Source organism: Halostagnicola alkaliphila (genome assembly GCF_055379965.1).
The window spans coordinates 208,244-232,421 of sequence record NZ_AP043824.1 but is presented as its reverse complement, the minus strand read 5'-3'; the positions used below and the strand labels follow the sequence as shown (position 1 = coordinate 232,421).

18 protein-coding genes are annotated in these 24,178 nt (G+C 59.3%); 8 read left to right on the top strand and 10 right to left on the bottom strand.

From position 1 onward, the window contains the following. The first annotated feature begins 88 nt into the window (after window positions 1-88). A complete protein-coding gene (locus ACZ5C7_RS00950) occupies window positions 89-862 on the top strand; it encodes an IclR family transcriptional regulator (protein WP_464374525.1) in 774 nt (257 codons plus the stop codon). Window positions 863-1,048: 186 nt separating this feature from the next. Next, entirely contained in the window at window positions 1,049-2,290 is a 1,242-nt protein-coding gene (locus ACZ5C7_RS00945; protein ID WP_464374524.1) for a mandelate racemase/muconate lactonizing enzyme family protein, read from the top strand. Window positions 2,291-2,414: 124 nt separating this feature from the next. On the opposite strand, the gene ACZ5C7_RS00940 is transcribed toward ACZ5C7_RS00945, so the two are convergent. The 3 genes from ACZ5C7_RS00940 to ACZ5C7_RS00930 form a co-directional block, all read right to left on the bottom strand. Then, on the bottom strand, window positions 2,415-3,353 hold the full coding sequence (locus tag ACZ5C7_RS00940; RefSeq protein ID WP_464374523.1) for a dihydrodipicolinate synthase family protein: 939 nt from the start codon (window positions 3,351-3,353) through the stop codon (window positions 2,415-2,417). A 64-nt stretch (window positions 3,354-3,417) separates the two neighbouring features. Continuing rightward, window positions 3,418-4,509: a lactonase family protein gene (locus ACZ5C7_RS00935; protein ID WP_464374522.1), complete on the bottom strand. Its 1,092-nt coding sequence runs from the start codon at window positions 4,507-4,509 to the stop codon at window positions 3,418-3,420. Window positions 4,510-4,629: 120 nt separating this feature from the next. After that, entirely contained in the window at window positions 4,630-6,522 is a 1,893-nt protein-coding gene (locus ACZ5C7_RS00930; protein WP_464374521.1) for a DUF8034 domain-containing protein, read from the bottom strand. 540 nt (window positions 6,523-7,062) lie between these two features. On the opposite strand from ACZ5C7_RS00930, the gene ACZ5C7_RS00925 reads away from it, so the two are divergent. Beyond that, complete coding sequence (locus tag ACZ5C7_RS00925; RefSeq protein ID WP_464374520.1) at window positions 7,063-8,049, top strand: LLM class flavin-dependent oxidoreductase; 987 nt, start codon at window positions 7,063-7,065, stop codon at window positions 8,047-8,049. A gap of 808 nt (window positions 8,050-8,857) precedes the next feature. On the opposite strand, the gene ACZ5C7_RS00920 is transcribed toward ACZ5C7_RS00925, so the two are convergent. From ACZ5C7_RS00920 to ACZ5C7_RS00890, 7 genes are all read right to left on the bottom strand, one after another. Next, entirely contained in the window at window positions 8,858-9,985 is a 1,128-nt protein-coding gene (locus ACZ5C7_RS00920; protein WP_464374519.1) for a M24 family metallopeptidase, read from the bottom strand. Window positions 9,986-10,081: 96 nt separating this feature from the next. After that, window positions 10,082-12,319 carry an alpha-L-arabinofuranosidase C-terminal domain-containing protein gene (locus ACZ5C7_RS00915; protein WP_464374518.1) on the bottom strand — a complete coding sequence of 746 codons (2,238 nt, stop codon included), beginning with the start codon at window positions 12,317-12,319 and terminating at the stop codon, window positions 10,082-10,084. Window positions 12,320-12,415: 96 nt separating this feature from the next. Then, window positions 12,416-12,844 (bottom strand): universal stress protein, encoded by a 429-nt coding sequence (locus tag ACZ5C7_RS00910; RefSeq protein ID WP_464374517.1) that lies wholly within the window; start codon window positions 12,842-12,844, stop codon window positions 12,416-12,418. Between the two features lie 92 nt (window positions 12,845-12,936). After that, entirely contained in the window at window positions 12,937-14,316 is a 1,380-nt protein-coding gene (locus ACZ5C7_RS00905; RefSeq protein WP_464374516.1) for a GntP family permease, read from the bottom strand. Between the two features lie 121 nt (window positions 14,317-14,437). Further along, entirely contained in the window at window positions 14,438-15,481 is a 1,044-nt protein-coding gene (locus ACZ5C7_RS00900) for a zinc-dependent alcohol dehydrogenase (protein ID WP_464374515.1), read from the bottom strand. Between the two features lie 74 nt (window positions 15,482-15,555). Beyond that, a complete protein-coding gene (gfo6, locus tag ACZ5C7_RS00895) occupies window positions 15,556-16,635 on the bottom strand; it encodes a D-xylose 1-dehydrogenase Gfo6 (protein ID WP_464374514.1) in 1,080 nt (359 codons plus the stop codon). Between the two features lie 853 nt (window positions 16,636-17,488). After that, a complete protein-coding gene (locus tag ACZ5C7_RS00890) occupies window positions 17,489-18,724 on the bottom strand; it encodes a mandelate racemase/muconate lactonizing enzyme family protein (protein WP_464374513.1) in 1,236 nt (411 codons plus the stop codon). Between the two features lie 129 nt (window positions 18,725-18,853). Between ACZ5C7_RS00890 and ACZ5C7_RS00885 the strand changes: the two genes are divergently transcribed. The 5 genes from ACZ5C7_RS00885 to ACZ5C7_RS00865 all read left to right on the top strand — a co-directional run bounded on the left by ACZ5C7_RS00885 (window position 18,854) and on the right by ACZ5C7_RS00865 (window position 24,178). Beyond that, window positions 18,854-19,507: a ThuA domain-containing protein gene (locus ACZ5C7_RS00885; protein WP_464374512.1), complete on the top strand. Its 654-nt coding sequence runs from the start codon at window positions 18,854-18,856 to the stop codon at window positions 19,505-19,507. 260 nt (window positions 19,508-19,767) lie between these two features. Further along, complete coding sequence (locus ACZ5C7_RS00880; RefSeq protein ID WP_464374511.1) at window positions 19,768-21,051, top strand: ABC transporter substrate-binding protein; 1,284 nt, start codon at window positions 19,768-19,770, stop codon at window positions 21,049-21,051. 80 nt (window positions 21,052-21,131) lie between these two features. After that, window positions 21,132-22,094, top strand: coding sequence for a carbohydrate ABC transporter permease (locus tag ACZ5C7_RS00875; protein ID WP_464374510.1), 963 nt, complete (start codon window positions 21,132-21,134; stop codon window positions 22,092-22,094). Between the two features lie 2 nt (window positions 22,095-22,096). After that, window positions 22,097-23,029, top strand: coding sequence for a carbohydrate ABC transporter permease (locus ACZ5C7_RS00870; RefSeq protein ID WP_464374509.1), 933 nt, complete (start codon window positions 22,097-22,099; stop codon window positions 23,027-23,029). A gap of 3 nt (window positions 23,030-23,032) precedes the next feature. Continuing rightward, complete coding sequence (locus ACZ5C7_RS00865) at window positions 23,033-24,178, top strand: ABC transporter ATP-binding protein (protein ID WP_464374508.1); 1,146 nt, start codon at window positions 23,033-23,035, stop codon at window positions 24,176-24,178.

Here is a 24,178-nt window from a genome sequence, read left to right as displayed (position 1 = left end):
GATCCGTCTCGAGGAACAGAAAACCGAGTACGTGTTTAATTCCCAACACGGGAACAACTTTATGTATTAATAATCCCATTGGTACAGTATGTCACGCGCTATGGACGGAAACCCTGGCCGAACGATTCGCTCGGTCCAAATCGCCTTCAACATCATCGATCAGTTACAGACGCGAAAGGGAATCGGCGTCACGGAGCTCGCGACGGAGCTCGGTCACTCGAAGAGTACGATCCATAGCCATCTCCGAACGCTAGAGGGGCGAGAGCTTATCGTTCGTGAGAACGACGGCTATCGGTTGAGCCTCCGCGTTCTCGATATGGCGAACCACGTGCGCAAACAGGTCGAGAACTACGACGTCATCAGCGAAGAAACCGAGGAGTTAGCGAGCGAAACCGGAGAGATAGCCCAGTTCGGAATGGAAGAACACCAAAAAATTTCCTATCTCTACAAGGCAAGCGGCGATAGAGCCGTCGTCACGGCGTCTCGAGTCGGGACACAGCAACCCCTTCACTCGACGTCCCTGGGCAAGACGATATTGGCGTTTCTCCCGCCCGAACGAACGCAAGAGTTGGTCGATTCGATCGATTACACGACTTCAACGTCGAAAACGGTCACCTGTCGCGACGAACTCCTCGAGGAACTCGAGCGAACGAGAGAACGAGGGTACGCTATCGACGACGAGGAAAACTTCGAAGGGCTCCGTTGCGTCGCCGCGCCGGTGAGAGACGACGAGTCGGTCATGGGTGCCATCAGCATTACGGGCCCCTCGAGTCGATTTACCGACGAGCGACTTCACGGCGACCTCTCGAAGTACGTAATTCGGGCCGCGAACGTCATCGAGGTCAACACGAAGTTCTCGTAACTGTCGAACGCGGCCGGGTTAGTCGATCGCGATCAGACCCTCCCGAACCGATGAGTGGACCGGTTCGTTCCGCCAGACTGTCGAACATCGCTCGTCAGCCTGTAAAATTGGACTATTTCCCTGCGAGACGTGTACCACAACCTTGCGAGACGGTACCATTATACTACCGGGTTCGTATGTGTACGTATGAAGATCAGCGCAGTAACCGGATACGCATTGTCATCGCCGATCGAACCGCCGCAGGATCGGTCATTCCATGGCGGAACGCGGCGATTGAACAAGCGAGACGTCGTGCTCGTTGTCGTCGAAACCGCCGACGGACGGCGAGGGTTCTCGACGGCCGGGGCGAGCAGTTCAGAAATGCGCGAGTACTTCGAGGGAGACTCACAGGGGACGTTCGCCGACGTTATCGGCGAGTCCGTGGCGAGAGCGCTCGAGGGACGGACGATCGACGAGATCGCAGACGCCGCCGGCTACATCGCCGAAACGAATCTTCCGACGCACCTCCGAACGGAGGCGATCTCCGCGATCGACGTCGCTCTGTACGATCTCCGAGGGAAGGAACTCGGCGTTCCGATCTACGAACTTCTCGCCGAAGCGTACGGGAGCGAACCGACGAAACGGATGCCGTTGTACGCCAGCGCGGGAATGTACATGGAGCCGGAGGGGTACGCGCGCCAGGCCGAGGTCCTCGAGGAACTGGGGTTCTTCGGATACAAGTACCGGCCGGGGATCGGACCCGACGGCGACCGCCGGACCATCGACCTCCTCGAAGAAACGCTCTCGGAAATGGAGTTCATGCTCGACGTCCACACCTGGTGGAAGCTGCGCCAATCCTACGGTAATGATGTCGTCCGAGACCTCGTCGAGTACGCCGCGGAAGCCGGCGCGTACTGGATCGAGGAGCCGGTCGAGCCGGACGACCACGAGGGGTACGCGACGCTCGCAGAAACCGGAGCGCCGCTCGCGGGGGGCGAGAGCAAGGGTTCGCCGGACTCCCTCGTCGAACTGGGAGAGACCGGCGCGATCGACTTTCTGCAGGGAGACGTTCGACACCACGAGGGGTTTACCGGCTGCGAGCCGGCAGTCGAGTACTGTCGCGGGCGCGATATCGAGTTCGTCCCGCACAACTTCGGAACGTGGCTCGGCCTCGTCGCAAACGCTCACCTCGTCGCGGCAGCTCCCGGCGCTCGAGTGCTCGAGTATCCCCTCTTCGAGGACGATCCGCTTTTCGACGAAGCACTGGATCCGGGAATGTACCCGTTCGACCTCGCGTTCGACATCATCGAGGGCGAACCTCCGGTAGCGGACGGCCAGTTGACCGTTCCGGACGGTCCCGGACTCGGAGTCGAGGTAAACCTCGACGTGCTCGAGGAGTACCCCTTCGTCGACGGCCCGTGGACGGAGTTCCGGTACGACGAGGCGTAGAACGGTCGATCGCACAGTCAGTTCGTTCGGAGAGACGGACAATCGGTACGACCGCCCGATCGAGCCGGACGATTACGAGGGGATGCGACGTTCGCGGCAGTGGAAGACATGCCGTCGAACAGTATCAACCGATGAGCCGTTCGATATCGTCGTCGAGTTGGTTGTAGAGTTCCGTCGCCCGTTTTTCCGTCTCCGGAGCGAGCGGCCTGATCGGCTCTCGAACGCAACCGCCGTTGAGTCCGGCTAACTGCAATCCCTTTTTGACGACCGATACGCTGATCGCGCCATCGATGTCGTTCCCTTGGCCGCATTCCTCCCTGAAGCGCTGGTAGGGCAGACAGATGTTTCGGAGGGTGCGTGCGTACTCCCACTCGCCGCTTGAGAGCGCAGCGAAAAGTTCGAGTCCGACCTCGGGACGAAAATTGCTCACGCCCGCCGAGAACCCCTCGACACCCTCCGCCCAGAACGAGACCGCGTATGGCTCCGCGAGTCCGTCGACCCAGACGACGTCGTCGGCTCCGGCAGCGACGCCTGCACCGAGCTTTACCGGATCCGCGATCGCGTACTTGATCCCGGCGACGCCGTCGATCCGGGTCAGCGCGCCGAGGTACTCGACCGAGGGATCGAACCCGCGGACGTACGGAACCAGCGGCGTCTCCGTCACGCCGTCGAGTTCGCGGTAATAATCGAGCAGCCCCTGCTCGTGAATGTACGTGTGATCCGGCGGCATAATCATCATCGCGTCGACGCCGACCTCGTCGTACGCTCGAATGAGATCCTGGGCCTCGCTCGTACTGCCGCCGACTCCGGCGAGAACGCAAGCATCGTTCGGTAGGGCATCAACGCTCGTTTCGGCAACGGCAACCCGTTCGTCCCGCGAGAGCGAGTGATACTCGCTGATATTAGCGGCCGCGAGGAACGTTTCAATACCGCTTTCGGAAAGCGTTCGCGCGTTCTCGCGGAGCTTTTCGTATTCGATACGATGATCGTCGTCAAACGGCGTCAGGAGCCCGACGGCAACGCCACGGAGGCATTCCTGTACCTGCTCAACAGACTGTGGCATGAAATTATTGTACGTTGCGGGGAGCATAAACCCACCGGCGAACACCACCCTCGAGACGGACCGATTACCGTCGTTCCAATGCGTGGACACACACCGGTTTCTGGACGGGTACCTCCGCGACCGCTGTGAGCGAACCGGAATCACTGTCGATTCGGTAGGCGACGACGTTCTCGCCGTGCTGATTCGCAACGAGGAGGTACTCGCCGTTTGGGGCGATCGTGAACGTTCGCGGCGTCCGTCCTCGAGTGGATACGTGATCGACGGGACGAAGGCGATCGGCACCGCCGTCGGTCGCGAAGACTGCGATACTGTCGTGGCCCCGATTAGTTGCGTAGACCCACCGTCCGGTCGGATGAACATGCACGTCGGCAGCGGTACTGTCGCCGGCGAACGACGGCGGAAGGGTCGAAACGGATCGAACCGGCTCGAGCGTGCCCGTCGCCGGATCGCGTTCGAGGACGGTCACCGTCGAATCGAGTTCGTTCACAACGTATGCGAACCGGCCGTTGGGATGGAACTCGAGGTGTCGAGGACCCGCCCCCTCGTGGATCGACGCCCCGCTGTCGGTAGGCTCGAGAACTGGAGTTCTCCCGGTGGCGGTCTCCGGGGGCTCGTCGCTTACGAACCGTCTGTAGCACTCGATGCGATCGGTGCCGAGATCAGGAACGTAAACGAAGCGGCTCTCCGGGCCGAAGCGAACGGAATGGGGATGCGGTTCGCACTGACGGTCCGCATCGACGCTCGAGCCCTCGTGCTCGACGACGGTGCAGGTATCGCCCAGACGGCCGTCAGCTTCGATCGGATACGCGGCGACGGTTCCGTCCCGATAATTGGCGAGCGTGACGACCCGCCCGTCCGCGTCGACGGTGACGTAACACGGGCCGGCGCCCTGACTCGACTTCCGATTCAGCGCCTCGAGAGCGCCGGTTCGGACGTCGAAGTCGAACGCGGAAATCACTCCGCCGTCGATCCGTTCGACCGCGTACAACGACCGCCGATCCGGATGGATCGCGACGAACGAGGGATCCGCGAGTCTCGTCGAGGTCTTCCGACGGAATCGACTCGAACCCGGATCGAACAGATATCCGTGTACGGCCCCGACGTTCTCACCTGCACTCGAGCAAACGACTACCAGAAACGAACGCTGACTGGTCACAACACGTTGTGCAACCGCTCGGCGCTTAACTCCACCGAAAACCGGCATTCGCCAGCTGTTTTGGGCCCGGGAGTTGTTCGGGTTCGGAAACCGCGATCGGCCAACGGCTCGGTGAATCGGTCACCGATTCCACGGGAGTGCGTACGTCGGGTCGTTTGCGAACCGGTTCACCTCCGCAGACAGAGACAGGCGAGTGCCCGACGGAATCGAGACGCGAACGGCGTTCGAGTCGACGTGCGCCGATTCGTCGTCGTACTGGACGGTCGCAAACTCGTGTTCGGCGTAAGCGCCCGCTTGCACGATCAGTTCCCGATCCCGTCCACCGCAGTTGACTAGGGTGAGGTCAATGCCGTCCGCGTCGACGTTCGTGACGAGTGCCGCGACGTCTTCGGGTAACCCGGGCCGTTTACGGTTCACGTCGAAGTGACGAACCTGGGCCATCACGAGTCCGCCGTAGTACACCGGCTGAGGGGCACCCATCGTTAGCTGAAGTAAGCCGCGGTGGAAGACAGGATTCCGTTCGCGAAGATAATCCTCGTCCAGCTCCGCGGGAGCGGAACCCTCCTGGCGCATGAGTTCGAGTTGCTCTTGAACGTGCTCGTGGTTCGCGTCCATGAGACGCGACGGATAGTCGGGAAACTCGCCGTCGAGATAGGCCAACCAAGCGTACTCGTGGCCCGCACCGTGCTTGGTCGACGCTCTCGGGTCCACGCGTCGCCAGTCCTGTTTGTTCCAGTCTCGAAGCCGACGAATCCGCTCACGGTCGTTCTCGTCCATCGACATGTACCAGAGGTGAACGGCGTAGGGGTCGTCTCTGTGGGGTTTAAACTCGTACCAGCCGTCCCGCCACAACACTTCGCCATCGTCTTCGGTGAGAACGCCGCTTGCGTCGTAGTGGTAGTCCCCGTCGCCGCCGTACTTGTGCGGTACGTAGAGCGTATCGTGAACCGAGTCCTCGCTCACCTCGATCCCGTTTTCGATCAAGGTCTCGAGTTGCGACCGCGGGAACTCGAGATGCGCTCGATCGCCCTCGAGCAACACGGCGTTCTCCGCGGCGACCGTCGGCCCGATACCGACGTAGTGCCAGCCGCCCCACGACCAGCCGTAGTAACCGCCGTACCAGCGCCCATCCGTGTATTCACCGATCTCCCCGGATCGGCCGACGTTGTCCGGAATTATCCCGCCGTTTTCGGCCGTTCGCTCACGCCAGGCCTCGAGATAGTCGATCGCCCACTCGCGGTACCGCTCGTCCCCGGTGTGGAGATACGCGTTGGTCATCAGGCTCGTGATGGTGAGATTGAGCGGGATATCCCCCCTTCCACACCGCTCGTTCAACACCTCGAAGAGCCGATCTTCGGAGTCGGGATCGAGGAGATCGGCGGCCTCCTCGAACTCGAGGTCCCGCCAGGGGAGTCCGTGACTCGCCCACCGGTAGTCGGCCCCATAGGGGTGGTGTTCGTACGCCGAAAAATCGGCGTGGTCCGGCCCCGCACCGCCGTTCATGGGGCCGCGAACGAGACGATTCTCCCCGTCGTAGTTGTTCACGTCGGCATCCTCGAAGTACAACTGTGCGAATCGCTTGGCCCGTTCGACGACGCCGTCGTGCTCCGGGGCCGCAAGCCCCATATTGTACGTGTACAGGTTCCCCTCACCCATGTGAAACCAGTCCCGACAGTGTTCGAACTCGTCGACGACCATCGAATGACCGAACGGTGTCGGAGTCTCGGCCCCTCGCCGCAGAGCGCCTTCGTACACGTCTCGAGCGTTCTCGAGTAAGGTATCGTCGCCGCCCATTGCGTACACTAGGGGCCAATTGTAGAACCCCTCTACGATATCGTCGAAGCCGTCCGAGCCGACGTGACCGTCGGGAGGCCACAGCGGCTCACCATTGTCGTCGATGTAGTCGTCTACGAAGCGGTCGACGGACGTTCGCATCACTTCGAAGAGACTTCGTTGGAGTCTCGCCCATTCTGGCTGTGTTCTCCGCTGTGTACGCGCCGTTATCTCGAACATATTCTAGTAGACGCGTCTGTTAGTCTCATTAATATTTGGGTCACGAGGAGACCACCGATTCGACGAGTTCGTCGAATAATCAGGCTCGAACCAGCATGGGCTGTGAGTCGGATATTCGCTAACAGCCGTTCCCGTAGCGGGAACGTATTCCGGGTAAAGATTACAGCCATATATTTGTAATTGGAGACGACTATCGTCGCTCGAGACATCGATGTCGTTACCAGCCAAATGCGGTACTTACTCAGAACGGCACCGCTAGTTCTCGAAGAGATCAAAATCGATTCGGGAGGGTGAACGAACCGTACGTTCGGTTTCCGGGAACAGTTTAGAGCGTGATTGGAAGACTGCAATCGGCTTCGATGCGAACGAACGCCGAACGCGAACGAACGATCCGTTCCCGCATCATATCCGACCGCGACCGCGTTCCCGTCTGCGGAACTCGTAATTGGTCAGATCAACGGATACAAGGCCTCCAACAGCACTGTTCGAGCGTATTTGAGGAAAACACTTTTGTACGGAGCGAGGGATTTCGTAGCTAGCATGAAGTTTGGAATCTTCCCGACAGAGGGTGGTGACTCCTGGGATGGAGTCAACGAAACGTGCCAACTCGCAGAAACCGTCGGTTTTCGATCGTGCTGGGTAAACGACCATCAGGCGACGGAAGGAGACAACTACTGGCCATCTCCGCTGACGCGACTCACGAGCATCGGAACCGCGACCGACGAACTCGAGTTGGTCACGTCGGTCTTGATTCTCCCGCTGTATCACCCGCTTCACGTCGCACAACGCGCCGCGATGCTCGACAACATTTCCGGTGGACGACTGACGCTGGGGGTCGGACTCGGCTACATCGAAAAGGAATTCGAGGCGTTCGATGCGCCGATGGATGAACGCGCGGGTCGGATGATCGAAGGGATTCGATTCATCGACGAGTTTCTCACCTCGGAAGAACCGATTTCCTACGAGTGTCCGTTCTTCCAGGTCGAGGATTGGCAACCGCTTCCCAAGACGGTACAGAACCCCCGTCCGTCGCTTTGGATAGGCGGCTGGGGCGACAAACAGATCGCTCGCTCGGTCAAATTTAGCGACGCGTGGGTTCCGGGCGTCGTCGCCGACCTCGAGACCGTTCAGGACCGAAAAGAGAAACAGCGGGCAGTCGCCGACGAACGGGGCGTCGACTGGGCGTCGGTCGACCATCCGCTCATGCGCGAAGCCGTCATCGGCCGGACTGAAGCGGAGGTCAGGGAACGAAAGGAGTACGTCCACCGAACGTACCGCGACGAGTACGGCGGCGAGTTTTCACATCCGTTGATGACCGCCGACTCCGTCGAGCAGTTCGAATCGTTAGCCGACGACCGGTTTATATACGGGACCCCCAGTCAGATCGTCGAACAGATCGAGGATATGCGCGAGCGATTCCCGGTCGACCACCTCGCGCTCCGATTCCACCACTCGGGGATGTCAACGGAGCTGGTCCGAGACCAAATACAACTGTTTGGCGACGAAGTCATCCCCGAGTTCAGGTGAGACGGAGGAGAGCACCCTACCAGATAATCGAACCGAGTCTCGAGTATTGGCGTTTCGATGCCAATCCAAATCGTCCTCTCGAAAGGACAGTTGAAGATTCGGAAGCCACCGCTCAAGACCAACCAACTTAGTTAAGACATTGCTATTTCACTACGAACGTGTTCTCTATACCATACTATATAATTATATTGATTTGTTTAGAGAGTTTTAGCTTTCGTTATGATTTGGATAGGAACAGACAGTCGATGATTCGACAGCCGGATGGTCGGTATATATTGCGGTCAAATGGCACGGTGGAGAAGCGTTCGAGATGCGCGGCCGTTAGTAATTCGAGAGTATTGAATTGATCACTCGAAGGCAGATACTATCGTGCGATTCAATTCCGCAAACCGGAGGTGATATCGTTGGAACTCCTCTCAGAGATCCCAAATAGATGGTTTTCCCGAGTGAACTATCCGATATCCTCTAGACACGGCTATAGTACTAAACAACGTCATATGATATGTGTTTTTATTTTATTAGTATTAGGTCATATATAGAAGACATCATGAATTCACCTGGTCGAAAGAACGGGCACTCGTCTCACTGGCCATTCACTCCAGGAGGAAATCCACCAAATAATCGATGGGAGAAAGAAGGGTCTCTAACGGACAACCGACGCGTAGTCAGAGGGGGTCGTCGGAGACAGTCAGTGAGCTACGACGCTATGATAGTCCGGTCGCATCGAGTCAGTAGGCGGGCAGACGACCGTCGACGACCCACTCGGCTATTCTCGCCACACCTTATGAATGATGTGGTTTTTCACACCTCACTCCACCGGTAACGGCTCGTGCAACGGGACTGTATCATCGAACCCGACCGCGTCGTAACTCGCCGTCGGCCACTCGCCCGTCGAGGTGAGTACGTCAAATCCTTCGCTCTCGGCCTCGAGTAGCACCGTCTCCTCGTTTTTCGTTCCCGGCATCGTCGGATTCCAGGCGAACGGCATCGGTCCGCGAATCGGCATCGCCGAATCGGGTGTGGCCGTCCATTCGCGGCTCTCGTATCCGATTGCGCCACCCTGATGGTGCCGACGCCACTCGTCGGGGTATCCGGCGTCGGCGTACGCGTCCTGAATTGCGGCGAAGACGTCGCCTGCAGTTCCGCCAGTTCGGGCCGCCTCCGCAGTCGCGGCGATAGCCGTCGCGGCAACTCGAGCGGTCGCTTCGTGGCGTTCGTGGAACCACTCCGGCGGATCGAACGCCACCGTCCGGGTAACGGCGACGTTGTGGCCACCCCGTTGAGAGACGACCGTCAGGTGACCGAACACCTCGAGCGGGGCCGCAGTCGGCGTGAAATGTCGTTCCCGCATCGACCGGTCGGAGCCGCCCACGAGAACGACCGGCGCGGTAAACCCCCTACCTGAGAGTTCGCGCCGGAGCGCCGTTGCAGCCTCTCGTTCCGTCGTCTCGGCGGACACCTCCCTCCCGACCGTCTCGACGGCGCGTGTCGTCTCGAGACAGGCGGTCCGATACCGATCGAGTTCGGCCCTCGGAAGCGGTACTCTAAGGGGCGATGGGTCAACCGTCTGCATTCCGTTGATTCGAACATCCGATCCTGCCGGTGATCGGGCCCGGTCAGCGACGGCATCCGGCAACGGCGACTCGTGCCATTCGTACTGTTCGGGGTCGACATCGTGGGCAGAATCATCGAGCAGTGGGAGTTCTTCCGTTCGAATGCGATCGAGTTCGTTGTTCGGCGCGAGCAATCGAACGGCCGATCCGTCGGCGGGGATACCGAGTGCGGCGACCCCGACATCGCTCGCCGCATCGACGACGGTGGTTCCGCCTGCGAACCAGGCCACGTTCTCCGGACGAAGGAGCCACAGTTCCTCCAACGAGCGTTCTTCGAGTTCCGCCACGATTCGATCGTGTTTGACACTCACAGGAGCGGTCATGTCGTTCACACCGTCTGTCTCGAGTATAAGTCTTTCTCGACTTCGTTGAGCGGGTTGAACGGAACTTCGTGCGGCCGAGAGTCGGACGCTCGTCGGTTAGTTTCGAGAGAACGTCACGCGGACGATCGAAAACGGCGGAACGGAAACGGTGGTCGACCGCCCGTCGACGGAAACGGACTGTCGCGACGGAACGACGTTTTCGGGGTCTTCGATCGTGTTTTCGTCCGCCATCGTCTCACCTGCAAGCGTCGTCACCGTCGCCTCCGGAGCGGGATCGAATCCGTCCTCGAGGTCGATCGTGGCGTCGATCTCCCCCGCCGTCGCATCGCGGTGAACTAGCTCGACGAGCAGTTCGTCTCCCGACCGACTCGAAACTGCCAGCGGATCGAGAGCAGGAACCGCCGAGACAGGGGGAAGTTCGCCGAACAGTTCGGCGGTGTCGGTCGCGAACGCCGTCTCGGTCTCGTAGGAGTCACAGCTAAGTTCGACCGCAAGCGGCATCGCGCCGAACAGCGAGGACCCCATTCGGTGATAGTAGTAACACGGATCCGCCCAAACGCGCTCGCGGTGCTTTCGAAGCCCGCCGCCGTGGTTTCCGGCTCCCGAATGGGTGAGCATGTCGACGGCACCCGAACGGACGCTCTCGTGGACGAACGTCGCGTCGTAGACGGCCTCCGAGACGGATCTGTTGGTCGGCAGTTCCGGCGACTCCTCCTCACCCTCCCACTGATCCCGATCCGGGAACGTAAAGAGCTGTAATTCGGTGAGTGCGATCTTCGGATCCTCGACGCCTGCCGCTCGCATATCCGTAATAACGTCGTCGTACTCGTCCATCACTCGAGCGGCGAGTGCCATGTGAGCGTTGTACAGCTCGTTCTGGTCCGTCTCCGATCCGACGTGGGTCCCGACGAGGACGTGGTCTGTCAGCCAATCGATCCTGTCCGCACTCGTCGACAGCAGGGGATCATTCCAGTCGGTCAACCGATTCCCGCAGGCCAACACCTCGATATCGTCATCGGCCTGGACCATCGCCTCGTGGAATCGGCGGAACCTATCCGCGTAGCCGTCCGGGGTCGTCCAGCTCACTTGCCACGGGCCGTACACCTCGTTGCCGACCTCCCAGTAGGTGACGTTGAAGGGGTCCGGGTGACCGTGTTCCGCGCGAAGCGCGCCCATCTCCGTCTCGGTAGATCCGTTGCAGTACTCGACCCAGCGGGCGGCCTCCTCGGCGGAGCCGTCGCCAGCGTTAACGCAGATCATCGGCTCGCAGCCGATCCGCTCACAGAACTCGAGGAACTCGACGGTCCCGAACAGGTTCGTCTCGAGGCCGTCCCACGCCAGGTTCGGCTTCGTCGGTCGCTCCTCGATCGGGCCGACGCCATCGCGCCAGCGGTAGCCCGAAACGAAGTTTCCGCCGGGCCACCGGAACACGGGTAGCTCCGCGTCGCGGAGAAACTCGAGTATTTCGGGGTCGGCTGTGCCGACGTGATCGTCAGGGTACAAAAGAACCTTGTCGAGCACGATATTGGCCGACGATTCCGTCGTTATACTAACGGCGAACTGCGTCTCCAGAGAGGGTTCGATCTCGTCGGGGATTTCGAGATCGAAGTCGATTCTGTCCCACGATTTATCTACGGACACCGTGGTGTTGTCGAACGGTGTTTTGAGCGTCCCGTTCGACCCCACTTCGTGGATCGCGACGGCGACCGTCGTCGGTGCCGTCGCTCGCGCCGTGAGCGAGCCCTCGAATTGCTTTGTTCGGTCGGTAGGGAGGTAACACCACTGGGCGATGCCAGCTGGACGGTCCAACGATCCTTCGCTCGGCGATTCGGATGGATGGGAGACACCGCTAGCCGTTATCTCGATCCGCTGTGCACGGTCGCCAGCGATCCCCACATCCGGGCTCGTCGTAACACCGATACCGTCAGCGTGATCGGCTTGGTTGGCCTCGTCACCGAATGGGAACCACCAGAGTGCGCTCGCGTTACGATAGGCTTCGATCAGGCGGTCCACGTCGGGATAGCCTCGAGTTTCGGCGTACGCCTCGATCCGTTCGGCCTTCGTCTCGGCGTCGTGGACGGCCGGTCGCCCGCCGTCGACGGACGCGTGTTCGACCTGAAACTTCCAGTCACCGAACGTCGGATTGTGAAGGATTTGAGCGCTAAAGGAGTTCTTCGCGTTCCGCGTCGAATAGAGGTGTTCGCCGAACTTCCCGAACAGGTTCGGATCGATCGGATCCGCGGAACGCTCCGTCGGATCGACCACGATCGTCGCCGTATCGCCGTGGTCGTCGCTGGCTTCCGGGTGGTGCGTTAACAACTGTCGACTCGTCATAGTTATGAATTTTCGCCGAGGGTAATAAGTTCATTCCTCTCGGAACAGTCGAAGAATGTTGCTCCACGAGGGGAAATCCCACAGGATACTCGACTGCTAGGGCTCGTCCATTACCGTAACGACCGGTCGATCAGCGTCCAACAGTACCGATTGGGTGACGCTCCCGAACAACGCCTTTCCGACGGGAGAGCGAGATCGACCGCCGATGACAAGGTAATTCGCGCCAACCTCGTCAGCGTAGCCGAGAATTTCCTCGGCGGGGTCGCCTACTCGACCGACAGGTTCGTAGTTGTCGATGACGCCCGAGGAGACATCGGCGATTACTTTCTCGGCGAGTTTCTGGGCTTGCTCCGCGGACAGTGACTCGACCTCGTTCATGTACTGGTTGACAAGGTAGGCATGGTCGCCCGCCTCGTAGACGAGGACAACCTCGAGCGGTTCGTCGAACCGTTCGGCAAGCGTGCTCCCTTCGGAAAGGACACTATCCGAGCCCTCCTCCCCGTCGATCGCTGCGACGATTGTCATACGCAGACCATTTCACGTCGACCCGTAAATAGATTTGCGCCTGAAGAGGACCGTCGGAGACGAGAAGGACGGAAACGAAAGATAAACGGATACTAGGTCATCGGGAAGAGCGTCGAGAGGACCATCACGACGGCGAACCCGGTTATCGAGACGATTGTGGTGAGCGCGGTCCAGATTTTGAACGTCTCCGCCTGGGTCAATCCGCCGATTTCTTTGACGATCCAGAATCCGCTGTCGTTGTACCAGGAGAAAATCGTTCCACCTGCACCGATGATCATGACGAGGTAAACGGGGTGGACCGACAGGTCACCGACGAGCGGAGCCATAATGCCTGCAGTCGTGAGGAGGGCGACAGTGGCCGACCCTTGGGCAATACGGATTGTCGCGGCGATAACGAATCCGGCGACCAATACCGGAATGCCGATACCTTCCAACGTGGTCGCGATGTAGTCACCGATTCCAGACAGCGCGAGCATCCCGCCGAAGGCACCACCGGCGGCGGTGATCGCAGCGATGTGTCCGCCGCTCTGAAGCGATTCGACTAGTTCGTCGGACCACACTTCTCGGCTGAGCGATTCCATCCGATAGTAGGTGATCGCCGCGGCGAGGGCGGCGGCGGTCAACGCGATGTTTGCATCCCCGACGAAGCTAGATGCCACGTCCGCAACGCCACCTTCGACGAGGAATCCGGCTTCGATTAACGTGTCCACCGTCGTGTTCGAGGCGATCAAAAACACCGCCAGCAAAATTGGAAGCGTCGCTTCGACCATCCCCGGTAATTCGGCTGTCGGTCGGTCGGCCAACTCCTCGACGCGATCGACCGACGAGCCCATCGTCTCTCGAAGCGGAATCTCCATCTGTCGGTTAACCCACTTTCCGTACAGGACGCCAGAGACGAATACCGTGGGAAGAGCAACGACGAGACCCACCAATATCGTCGCCCCGAGATCGACGCCGAGTTCGAGCGCCACTGCGAGCGGTCCGGGCGTCGGCGGGATAAAGCCGTGTGCCGTTACCCCGGCTGCGCCGACGATAGTGATGAACAAGGCGTAATCTCGGCCCGTTCGTGCACGCATCGAACGTGCCAACGGCGCTAGCAAAAAGAACACGTTGTCGAAGAAGACGGGAATAGCGAGTACGCCGCTCGAGCCACCCAATGCGAGATACGAGTTCCCCTCGCTCGTAAACGATTGGAACCAACGAACGATTCGTTCTGCGGCTCCGCTTTCCATCATCGTTTTCCCGATGATGGCAGCCATGAGAATCGGAATACCGATGCTGATCATCGTCTCACCGAAGCCGGTTGCCGTCTCCTCAGGAACCTGGCTCAACGGCACTTCGGATGTCGCCGCTCCGACGACAACCGTCGCAATTACCAGCCCGATGAAAGCGGGAACGCGCAACCAGACCAGCAACGCAACGACCACGATCAATCCGATTCCGAAGACGATGAGTGGGTTTTCGAATGCCATACACACACATTCAGAGGAGCTATGAAATAATCTTTGGTGATTGTTTTAACATATTACCGAAGCCGGAGAGTCAATTGCCACTATCCGTCGCTCGGCAAAAATCAACAGAAACCGTCGAAGCTTACTCTCGGAGGACGCTAACGTCGAAGACCGGTTTGCAGGTATCACCAGCCAAAAACGCCTCGAACGCCTCGTCGGCCTCGAGCAACGAATACCGCTCGTCGAGGAACGTCTCGAGATCGATGTCGCCGGATTCGATGAGTCGGAGCGAGCGCTCGAAATCCTCCCACGTCGACGCGTAGGAACACTGCAAGTCGATTTCGGCGCGGACGAGCGGCGAATACGGCATGGTCGTCTCCCCCGTCTGGCCGACCATCACGATCTGGCCTCCCTTCCGGACCTCGTCGACGGACATCGTTAGTCCGGACGGGTGTCCGGTGGTATCGAATACGACATCGTAGCCAGCACCGTCGGTGAGATCTTCGCGGACGCCCTCGAGATCGTCTTCTTCGACGTTGAGCGTCGGGAATCCGAGCTCTTCGGCGAGGGGGAGTCGATAACTCGTGTCGCTGCCGACCCCAGCGACGACGACGTCACCGCCCTGAGAATCCGCGATCTGGGCAGTCAGGAGACCGATCGGACCTGGTCCCGCAACGAGCACGCGGTCGCCAGCCCCGACTCGAGAGTTCTGGATGACCGCTCGAGCGCCGATGCTCGTCGGTTCGACCAGCGCGGCGTGTCGCGGGTCGACGCCGTCCTGTACGTGCTGGAGGGCCGTCTCCGGAACGGCGATGTAGCCGGCGTATGCGCCGTCGTGATCGACGCCAGTGATCACTGCGTCCTGACAGACGTTTTCCTCGCCGAGCTTGCACTGGTAACACTCCCCACAACCCCTGATCGGGCGCTCGACGACTCTATCGCCCGTCTGGAACTCCGACACGTCGTCACCGACCTCGACGACGGTCCCGGTGTACTCGTGGCCGATGACGGTCGGAAGCGCCATTCGTTCGAAGGCGGATTTGAATTTGTAGATTCCCGCGTCGCTGCCACAGAGACCCGCGTAGTCGACTTCGATCAGCGCTTCTCCCGGGCCGGGATCGGGTCGCTGCCGATCCGCGAGTTCCATCTGCCCGTACTCTCGACTCGTTTTCGCAAGTGCACGCATGCTGTCGAGTGCTCGGTCGAACGGTATAATTCTATTGGACTGTCCGAGCCAAGAACCCGGGCGGGCTCGAGAAGCTATTCGATGTCGACGCGTTCGTCGCGTTCGGCCGCCTCGTGGATAGCTCGGATCGTTCGCATGTCTTCGAGCCCGTGGCGACCGTCCGGAAGGATCGGCTCGTCGCCGAGCATGCGATCCGCGAAGTAGTCGAACTCCTCGCGCATCTCCTCGACTGCACCGTAGTCGGTGACCTCGATTTCGGCGCGAAGACTTCCCGAGGAGAGGTGAAGCGTCGCTTCGCCGTGGAACGCAGGGGAGAACTCGATCGATCCCTCGGTCCCGATAATTTTGAGTTGCGTATCCGTCTGGGCGTGTTGACTCGTCGTACAGACGACCGGCAGGTTGCCCTCGAGCGTGAGCGTAAACGTCGCGTTCTGATCCGGAACGTCGCTAAAGGCGTCCGCGGACGAGGACATTCGAGCGGTGACGGCGACCGGATCCCGCTCGAGGAGGAATCGAGCGGTGTTGATCGGATAGATACCGAGATCCATCACGGACGTCCCGTATCCGGTGACGTCGGAATCGAGACGCCACTGGTCGGGGTCCGGGTTCATCTCGAGGATCGGTTGGGTGTTGTTTCCGTAGACGTGCGTCGGTTCTCCGATGAAGCCGTCGTCGATCAACTCCTTGGCGCGTCGAACCGCCGGTTCGGTGTGCATCCGGTAGGCCGTCATCAGCGGAATGTCGGTCGCTTCGGCCGCCTCGACGAGCCGCTCGGCGCGCTCGACGGTAGCCTCGAGCGGTTTCTCACAGAGCACCGCCTTCCCCAGTTCGGCGGCGGTTTCGACGTACTCGAGGTGGTAGGCGTTGGGCGTGCCGACGTAGACCGCGTCGTAGGAGTCGACCGCGGCGCCGTCGTGGAAGTCGGCGTACGTGAGACCGCGTTCGACGTCGTTTTCGTCCGCCAGGCGGTCGGCCTTCTCCTGAGTCGAACTGACGAGTACGCTCGTTTCGCAGTGGGACGTCTGTTCGATCGCGGGGATAACGACATCGACCGTCCACCACCCGAGACCAACGAGAGCGAACCGAACGGTGCCGTCTGCACCCGTCTCCCAGTCGCGTTCTTCGAACCGGCCAAGCACGGAATGTGTTTCCATAACGAGCCGTTTCGCGCGAGGGGAATAAAATCGTTCGGTGTGCTCGAGAAGGTCCCAAATCGACTGGGAGGGTACCACCACTGCGGACAGTGACCATCGAGACGGAGATCCTCCGCTGGTTACTCTTCGAGAATCGCGTCTTCTGGTAGACTAGTATCGTTCTTATACCCGGAACAGTCGTTCCCCAATACGTAGGTATCACTGTGAGACAGACAGTGACAAGATTATGATAGTCTCTATCGCAGTATTTTACATTCATATTGGCGTAAAAGTCCGTTGTGTGCGTCTTAGACTTGCTTCTACCGTCGGCGTTTCATCGACCGGCACTACATTAGAATACAGGCTGTCCAGGCAGGTAGACCGAATATTCAACCGTTTGAACCGGTTTTCGACCGTCGCTTGCTAGTAATTGCCTCCCCTTCATTTATCTTCTATTAGTAAATGATTGTTCTTATATGGGACACATGATTTTCAGATGGGTTTCGGTATTACACAACAATAGAACTCCGAAACACATACACAGTAGTCGGCCAGCTTCAACCGAAATTTGCGTTCCGGGAAACGCCCGATGGGCCGGTCCGTTTGTCAAACCAGAGAAAATGATAACTCACCCCCTCGAGTCACGCACAACAACGACTACGCTGGAAGGTCCTGCCGTATTGGCCGCCTGGTCAGCTCCCGAAGAATCAGCTGTGAATTTGGCTCGGATCGCAGTCGTTGAAAACGCAACCGAAGATTTGCGACCACGATGAAGGTACGCTTCGTCGAACAACGCTGAGTAGAACTCAGCGAGCTCGACGCGGCATAAGCCGCGTCGAACAATGCAAATCAAGGATTTGCGGGCACGACGAAGCTACGCTTCGTCGAACAACGTCTCACCATCAACCATATACTCGGCGACGGCGTCGAGATCCAGGGTCAGCCCGAGGCCCGGTTTTTCCGGAACTTCCATCCGGCCGTTCTCGATCAGGCCGTCCTCTTCGACGAGATCTTCCCACCAACCGAGCTGGTAGGAGTGGTACTCGAGCGCGAGGGAGTTCGGGATCGACGCTGCGACCTGCGCCGAGGCCATCGTCCCGATCGGCGAGGAAACGTTGTGCATCGCGACCGGGACGTAGTAGAGGTCCGCGAGGTCGGCCACCTTTCTGGTCTCGCGCATTCCGCCGACCCGTGGAAGGTCTGGCGCGATAATGTCGACCGACTGCTCCTCGAGAAGCTGTCGTTGGCCGTGGGTCCGGTACACGTTCTCGCCGACGGTAATCGGCGTGGTCGTCGACTGCGTGACCTCCCGCTGGACGTCGTGATTTTCCGGCGGGACCGGATCTTCGAGCCACCAGACGTCGTAGGGCTCGAGCTCGCGTGCGAGCCGTTTGGCCGAGCCGGCCGAAAAGGACCAGTGACAATCGAAGGCCACGTCGGCGCGGTCACCGACGCGCTCGGTGACTTCGCGGACAATCTCGACCTTGTGATCGATTTCGGGACCGCGGAGGTGGCGGTTCGCACGGTCTTTCTCGTGTCCCGAGGGAACGTCGAGATCGAACTTGATGGCGTCGTATCCGAGTTCCTCGACGACGCGTTCGCCCTCGTCGGCACAGGCAATCGGGTCGGCTTCGTCTTCGGTGTGTAGATCACAGTAGACCCGAACGTCGTCGCGGTACTTGCCCCCAACCAGCTGGTAGGCGGGTACGTCGAGGATTTTGCCGGCGACGTCGTGAAGCGCGATTTCGATCCCCGAAATCGCGGAGATGACTTTCCCGGAAATCGAGCCTTCGCCGGACATCTTCTGGACGAGGTGTTCGTACAGTCGATCGATGTCCAGCGGGTTTTCGCCGACCAGGAACGGCGTCATCCGTTCGATGATCGCATCGTCACCGCCGCCCCAGTAAGATTCGCCCGTTCCGACGAGTCCGGCATCAGTATAGACGCGGACGAGGATCCAGGGGTAGTTCCCGTCGACCATCGTCGTCTGAACGTCCGTGATTTCGACATCGCGCGGACCGCGGTCGGCGGTCAACTCCATCGTCTCGGATGAGAGGTCGCGCATGGTATACTCTGCGTTCGGATCGCGTAGCGTCCGGTAGTTCGGCATACAACTGCATTTTACTCCTCATGGTATATCACGTTTGGCATGTCGGATATTCACAGGACCAGCATCCCTCCCTGAACGAAACGGCGGGAGCGGTGGATTTTAGCTCCTCCGCGTCAACGAGAACGATAGATGCCGAACCTAAAAGCAGCGATTCTCGGCGGAAACCGCTTTCCGTTTCACCGAATCGAACGACTCGGGCCGCCGGTCAAACGATTTCTGGAGAACCGAGAGATCGAAGCCACCGTCAGTGCCGACCGCGAAATACTCGCAACTGACCGTATACGCGAGTACGACGTCCTCGTCGATTTTACGACGGACAGCACGTTCAACGAATCCCAGCAATCCGGTCTCTGTTCGTTCGTCGAGGACGGCGGCGGGTACGTCGGCATCCACGGCGCTGCGGATCTGACGACAACGACCGAGGAGAACCGCGACGAACCGGTTCCCGAACTCCGAGCGCTCCTCGGCGGGCACTTTCTCACCCACCCCGAGCAGACGACGTTCGACGTGACCGTCGTCGATACCCATCACCCCGTCACGGCCGACCTAAACGGGTTTTCCGTCTGGGACGAACCGTACGTCCTCGAGTACGACGACGACGTTCGCGTGCTCGCACGCATGGACCATCCAAAGAACGGAGACATGCCTGTCACGTGGGTGAAACCCTACGGCGACGGCCGCGTGTTCTATTGCTCGCTCGGACACGACCTCCCGGCGATCAGGAACGACGGCGTGCAATCGCTACTCGAGCGGGGAGTCCGTTGGGCCGCTGGAAGCGATTGATGACCGGACCAACAGATTGCGGGTAATACCTCTCCAACCGGACATCGTGACAGGTTCTCGCGAACTTACCGTCTCATCGACGGGAACGCACGCGTATCGAGTAATCGGTCAATCGAGTGGGTCGCGGATAGATCACTGCACACCGTTCGGTTGACCCCTAAACGGAAACTCCGGAGCGTCTACCGCCACCTCGTGACATCTGACGTGAACCCCATCGTATCGGCACATTTATTAACGATTGGTAATACCATCAAAACAGCATGGTTGACAATGACAAACCTGTCGATGGGATAGGGAGACGAACGTATCTCGGGGGCATCGCAACAGGAGCAGCGGCCGGATTGGCAGGCTGTGCAAGCGGAAACACAGCGGACGGACTCGAAGTGCTCCACGGGTGGACCGGCGGCGACGGAGCCGACGCAATCGAGACGCTTACGGACGCGTTCAAGGAGGAGCATTCCGATATCGACGGGACCTTCGAAGCCGTTGGCGGAGACGGAAACGTCGAACTGAATACGTCCATTCTGCAACGGTTGACCAATGAAAATCCGATGAGTTCGTTCGCTAATTGGCCGGGAAACAACCTCGAGCGGTACGAAGGAGTCCTCATGGATCTCGAGGAAGACGTCTGGGAGGCCGAAGGGTTAAAAGAGAACATGCAGGATCGAGCCGTCGAACTCTGTACGTTCAACGGGCAGATGCCGGCGGTACCAATCGGGTCACACCGGTTGAACAACCTGTTTTACAATACGGCCGCATTCGACGAAGCAGGTATCGACGCGGAGGCTCTCGAAAGCGCATCCGACCTGCTCGATGCACTCGAGACGGTCGATCAGGACACCGATTACGTCCCGTTCGCTCACGGAATGCGGTCGGCGTTCCTCGGGTTACAGACCTGGGTCCAGATTCTCGCGAGCCAGAGCGGCGTCGACGCCTACACGGACTTCATCGAGGGGAACGGCGACAGGGACGCTATAATCGACGCGCTGGAAACGCTACAGGAGATTCAGGAGAACTATATCACCGACGACGCGTCTTCGATCGGCTACACGCAGGCTGCACAGAACCTGATATCCGACGATGCCGCGTGTATTCACGGCGGAAATTGGCTCTACGGAATGTTTCGCGCCGACGATGACTTCAATTACGGGGAGGAGTGGGACTGGATCCCGTTCCCCGGAACTGAAGGCGTGTACTTCTACCACCTCGACGCGTTCGTTACGCCGGGAGACAATCCGAGCCCGGAAGAGACCGTCGAGTGGCAAAAGTTCGTCGGAACCCGGGAAGCACAGATCGAGTTCAATAACCTCAAAGGATCCGTCCCGCTTCGAACGGATATCGAGTCGGACGAGTTGTCGGACTTCCTCGCGATGACGTACGAGGACCTTCTGGATTCCGACGAGTATCCACCGACACTCGCACACGGACTCGCAGTCGAGCCCGAACAGCAAAACGACTGTGAAGGTGCAATCGGGGATCACTTCATGGATCCATACGATGCCCAAGCGGCGGCGGACGGGTTGCTCGATGCCGTATCCGAGTAACCGCGGAAACTCAATCGCGTGAGATCGACATGCGACAAGTAATAAATCCTGTATCAAGGTAAAGGAGAGTAAATAGTTAAATGGCAACACACGACACGACCGAAACGACGGATTCGACGACGGGACCGAGCAAAGAGGTGATAACTTGGAAGACCAAACTCCGATACTTCCTCAACAGCGACTTCGTTCGGTCCTCACCGTACTGGGGGATTCCGTTCGTTCTCATGGGAATCGCAGTGTACGGCGGGATCGGTTACAATCTCGCGATTTCCTTTACGGATTACGCGGGGATCGGCCGTCCGGAGTTCTCCAACTTGAGCCTCGAGATGTATCGAACGGCGCTTGCAGACGGGTCGTTCCGACAAGCCGCGTTTCAAAACTTCGTTCTTCTCGTCGGTTTTACGTCGGTTTCTCTCGCCCTCGGGCTGTTTCTCGCCGTCCTCCTCGATTACGGTATCAGGTACAAGGAGACGATTCAGACGATCTATCTCCTGCCGATGGCCCTCTCGTTCGTCGTAACGGCGCAGGTCTGGCTGTGGATGTACAGCCCCGGGAACGGCGTGTTGAACGTCTTCGTGACGGCGCTCGGGTTCGGTTCGATCGATTGGCTCGGTAATCCTCGGATCGCACTCGCGGCGGTTATCTTCGCGCTCGTCTGGCAGTTCAGCGGGTACGCGATGGTCGTCTTTCTGGCCGGGCTTCAGTCGCTTCCGTCGGACCAGTTCGAAGCGGCGAAAGTCGACGGCGCGAGTACGGCCAAGACCTACATCCGGATCATCATTCCGCAACTAAAGCAAGCGTCCGTCGGAGCCGCCGTCGTCCTCATGCTGTTCGCCCTCAAAGCGTTCGACTTCCTTTACGCTATCACCGGCGACTATCGGCCGCCGAACGGAACCGACATCCTGGCGACGCTGATGGTTCGAGAAGCGTTCCAGTACGGACAATGGGCGTACGGCGCAGCGATCGCGACGATGTTGTTATTGCTATCGCTCTCCGTTATCGCACCGTATCTCGTCTACCAGTACCGACAAGGGGCGCTCTAATAATGTCACAATCAACACCCGACACGAACATCGACGTTGCATCGGTCGTCGAGGATGTCAATCTCAGACGTATCGGTCACTATACGCTGATCATCTTCTTCCTCGGATTCTTTCTCCTCCCCTTAGTGACGGGGATCATGACGGCGCTGAAAACCAACGAAGCCATCGCCCGGACGGTTCCGTTCATGCCACCACTGGGCGAGGGATTCACGCTGGCAAACCTCGAGTACGCGTTCAGCCAGCTATCGCACGCGTTCATCAACTCGCTATTGATGGCGATCCCGGCGACGATTATCAACGTGTTGCTGGCGAGCATGGCGGCGTTTGGTCTCACGATGGTCAAATGGCGCGGCCAGCTCGTGGTACTGATTTTGTTCCTCATCGGGATCTTCGTCCCGTATCAGGCCGTCTTGGTGCCGCTGGCTCGGTTCTGGAACAATACCTTCCCGCTCGCAGACATGTTGTCGCCGCTGTTCGCGGGAATACCGCTCCTGCAGAGTTATCACGCCGATCTCGTTCCGTTGATAATCACCCACGTTGCGTACGGCATTCCGATCTGTATGATTCTCTTTCGGTCGTACTACCAGAGTCTGCCGAATTCGCTCGTCGAAGCGGCCAAAATCGACGGCGCGAGCATCACGAAGATCTACCGACGCATTATCCTGCCGATCTCGAAACCGATGTTCGGGGTCGTTTTCATCTACCAGTTCACCCAGATCTACAACGAGTTTCTGTTCTCGTTTACCCTCGTTTCGAGCGCGAGTTCGCCGGAAGCGCCGGTCACCCTGATCATCCCGGCGATCGGGACCTCGACTTCCGGGATCGATTTCGGAATCCGGATGTCGGCGGCGTTCCTCGCGGCACTGCCGACGATCATTCTGTACGTTGCGTTCGCCGAACAGTTCGCCAAAGGACTGGAAACGGAGAGTGGATAACAAATGGGAAGCATTCAACTCGATCACCTGACGAAGCGGTTCGGAGAGACGACCGCCGTCGAGGACGTCACACTCGACGTCGCGGACAGCGAATTCTTGGTCCTCGTCGGCCCCTCCGGCTGTGGAAAATCGACGACGCTCCGCATGCTGGCCGGTCTCGAAACGCCGACGGCGGGGGACCTCTACATCGCCGGCGAGCACATGAATTATCGCGTTCCGCAGAATCGGGACATCGCGATGGTCTTTCAGGATTACGCCCTCTACCCGCACATGACGATTCACGAAAACGTTCGATTCGGGCTGGAAGAGGAATCGGGGTATACGGCTAGTGAAATGGACGAACGAGTCGAGGAGGTCGCCGAGACCCTTGGAATCGACGACCTGCTAGATCGAAAACCCGGCGAGCTTTCAGGCGGGCAGCAACAGCGGGTCGCGCTCGGCCGAGCGATCGTTCGCGATCCGGAAGTGTTCCTGATGGACGAGCCGCTTGCAAATCTGGACGCCAAACTCCGCGCGAAGATGCGGACGGAACTCCAACGCTTGCAGGCGGATCTGGACGTGACGACGGTATACGTCACCCACAACCAGACGGAAGCGATGACGATGGGTGATCGGATCGCAGTGTTGAACGACGGACAGCTACAGCAGGTGGGCGAACCGCTCGAGCTCTATCACGAACCCGCGAATCAGTTCGTCGCCGGATTCATCGGCGAGCCCATGATGAACTTCCTCCACGGGAACCGGGCCGACGCAGGATTTGTCGGCGAGCACATCGAGTATCCGTTCGACGAACGGCTCAAGCGAGCCGTCGACGGTGTCGACGATCTCGTCCTCGGGGTGCGTCCCGAATCTGTGGACGTTCGCCGCGTCGACGAGTCGTCAGCACCGAACCTCGGTTCGCACGAGTTCCAAATGACCGTCTCCGTCACTGAAACGCACGGCGATCAAAATATACTGTCACTCACGCACGCAGCCGAGTCGGTCGACCACGACGTGTTACGTGCGGTCACCGACGGAATGCACATCGTCAAACCGGGCGAACCGGTCACCGTCGCGATCGATCCGGAGACGATTCACGTCTTCGACGGAAAGACCGGCGAAACGGTTTGTAATCGTCGAATCGAAACCGCACGCGAACTCACCATCTAA